Here is a 2,207-nt window from a genome sequence, read left to right on the forward strand (position 1 = left end):
CGGACCCGGCCGCGGCTGGTCCACCTCGGCCTCCCGCAACACCTCGGGACCGCCCACTTCGTACACCTGTATCGCTCGCATGACCCCCACCAACCCCGTTGATGGCGATCCGATTCCCGGCGCCCGCCGAGCGTGCCGCGCTCGACCAACCGAAGCCGGAGCGCCCTGCCGCCGCCCCCGCCGCCCCAAGCCGGAACTCCCCGCCGAGCACCGGGAAGCGGCAGACCTCCTCTCCGGTCTGCGGGCGCACGAGCCCCGCCTGCTGCTGTCCGAGCGGGACGTCCACCGGCTCGCGCCCGCCGTGACCGCCTGGTTCGAGCGAGGGGCGGATCCCGCCGCCGTGCGCCGTACGCTCTGCACCACGATCCCCGGCGGCCTCGTCCACCCGGCCGGGCTCCTGGCCCACCGCCTGGAGGCCCTCCTCCCGCCCCCGCTCCCCGACGCACCCGCCGCCCCCACCAGGACCCCTGGCAGGATTGCGACCACTGCGAGCACGCCTGTCGCGCCCCTGAGCCGGGCTTCCGCCGCGAGTGCCAGGGCGACACCGCCGCCGCCAAGGCCGCATACTCCAGGTCTTCCCCGGCCTTGCATGATGACCGGCATGAACACGGAAACATGCGACCCGGCCGAGTTGGCCGCCCTCCGCGAGACCTTCACGTCCCGCTCCGGCTCGGCGCCGCCGGCCGGGTGGGAGGCGGTACGGGCCTTCGAGGCGGAGCACGGCGTCGTGCTGCCGGAGCCGTACCGCACGTTCGTGGCGGAGGTCTGCGACGGGCTGCGGGCGGGGCCGCCGTGCTACGGGCTGCTGCCTCTCGCGCGCGTCCCTGACGACTGGGGCCCGGACCGCGCCGAGCGCGTACTCGGCGAGCCCTTCCCGCTCACGGCGGCCTGGAGCTGGGAGGAGGACGAGGACGACGAGGAGCTGTCGGAGGAGGAGTTCGAGGCCCGGACGGACACCGTGTTCGACCACGGCTCGCTGCCCCTCGGCACCGACGGCTGCGGCATGGACTGGTACCTGATCGTCACGGGTCCGCAGCGGGGTCACGTCTGGCTGATCGACGACGTCGGCGCGCTGCCCTTCGGTTCCTCGTCGCCCGACGCCCCGATGCCCGGGACTCCCGGCTTCACGGGCTGGGTGACCCACTGGGCCGAGGGCCGCGACTGGTTCCCGGCCGCCTGATCTCCGGCCCTGGCCGAGGGAGCGACACCGTCGACGGGCGAGAGGGGAACAACGGAGCGACACGATCCCACAGATCATCAGACACAAGATCATCCGACACCCGCAGAACTCTGCCGCCCGTCGACCCGATCACCAAACCCGCGAGCCGGACTCATTCTGAAATGATCAGCCAAGAGGGTGCCGCGTTCAGCAGCCCGTTCAGGCGTGCCACCCCGGCGCTAGGGAATGCGGCCAACGCCACGGCGTGGGTAACGATACGGGATTTCGGTGCGCTGCCATCCCATAGCCTCGCACTTTCACGGAGCGAGGCTGGGCCTGCAGGCGGCCAGGAAAGCAGAAAGCGCCTCTGGCCGACAGGAATGAGAGACCATCGAGATCCTTTTCCTGCCATCACCGAAGGCGCTTTCCAGGTGAAGTACCCTGCGGGGATCCACCCCCGTATCCATTTCCCGGAAGGCGGCCGTCAGGCAGCGGAATCGCGCTCACCGGACGCCTTTCGCCGAAACGGAACGAATGGGCGAACATACGCCGGGACGAATCGCGGCGGCGGAAACGCTGTTAGGCCCATCCCTCGGCGCCGTGGTTGCACGAGACTCTCTTCGTGCCCGACATCTTGCAGACCTCGAGCCAAACCCGCGTCTGCTCCGGGAGGTTACCGGTTTGCCAACTCGTGCAATAGGGTGCAGTGTGACCGCCAGTACTGGCGGTGCGAATGAGCTTGCCAGTGTCCCGGTTGGTCAGCCACGCCTTTATGTAATAACCGTCGGAGGCCATGTCGCAGGCTTTCAGCGCGTCACCGGGAACGCTCCCGGAGCCGCTCCCGATCGGATCTGCGTTGAACCACCCGTACCCCGCCGTGGCGCAGTAATCCAACGGGCACTGCTTAACGTGGACGGTGACACTCGTACTTGCATGTGCCGGAGCCGTGGCAAACACCACCATAGCTCCGGCCGCTACCGTCGCCGTGAATGCACTCCTCACAAAACGAGGCATGCGCATCACTTTCCCCCTCTCTTGATCAACTTGA

Annotated in this window: 1 protein-coding gene; it reads left to right on the top strand. The window is 69.0% G+C overall.

Features of this window, described 5'->3' with window-relative positions:
- Nucleotides 1–589: 589 nt before the first annotated feature.
- The gene (locus QK442_RS36025) at nucleotides 590–1,180 is read left to right on the top strand and encodes an SMI1/KNR4 family protein (RefSeq protein ID WP_282698359.1); all 591 of its coding nucleotides are present in this window, start codon (nucleotides 590–592) and stop codon (nucleotides 1,178–1,180) included.
- Nucleotides 1,181–2,207 lie beyond the last annotated feature (1,027 nt).

The organism is Streptomyces sp. CC208A (assembly GCF_030010625.1).
Lineage (GTDB): Bacteria > Actinomycetota > Actinomycetes > Streptomycetales > Streptomycetaceae > Streptomyces.